This window comes from Halarcobacter mediterraneus (assembly GCF_004116625.1).
Classification (GTDB): Bacteria; Campylobacterota; Campylobacteria; order Campylobacterales; family Arcobacteraceae; genus Halarcobacter; species Halarcobacter mediterraneus.
The window spans coordinates 1-452 of record NZ_NXIE01000024.1 but is presented as its reverse complement, the minus strand read 5'-3'; the positions used below and the strand labels follow the sequence as shown (position 1 = coordinate 452).

Sequence of the window (452 nt, the reverse complement as noted above, 5' to 3'; positions counted from 1 at the left end):
GCATAACCTCCAACTACGATACCTACAATCTCTGTTGTTGCCCCTTTTAAGTTCATTGCATAAGCTGATAATACTGGTAATACTAAAAATAGTCCTAAAAATCTTAAAGCTATAATTGAACTTAGAGGAATTATCGATTTAATCATATTATATAATCCTGAATTTTTTTAAATAGGCAAAGATTATATATTAATAAAGTTAATAAGATGTTAAAAGTTTTGTTTGTAAAAAGTGTTTAAGTTTTTTCATAAAGCAGAGATTTTTTAATGTTTTTATATAATAAAAATTAAGAAAAATAAAGGAATTTTATGAAAATTGTTTTAGCTAGTGGAAATAAAGGAAAAATTGAAGAGTTTAAAACACTTCTTCCTTCATGTGAAATAGTTACATATAAAGAGTTATTAGGAGATATTGAGATTATTGAAGATAAAGATAGTTTCAAAGGCAATGCT

The 452-nt window shown here is 24.3% G+C and carries 1 protein-coding gene and 1 pseudogene; one reads left to right on the top strand and one right to left on the bottom strand.

Annotated elements, in window-relative coordinates:
- A pseudogene (locus CP965_RS14390) lies at positions 1-146 on the bottom strand (MFS transporter); the annotation flags it as partial.
- A 162-nt stretch (positions 147-308) separates the two neighbouring features.
- On the opposite strand from CP965_RS14390, the gene CP965_RS14025 reads away from it, so the two are divergent.
- A partial coding sequence (locus tag CP965_RS14025; RefSeq protein WP_323807978.1) for a non-canonical purine NTP pyrophosphatase occupies positions 309-452 on the top strand: 144 nt, incomplete at its 3' end.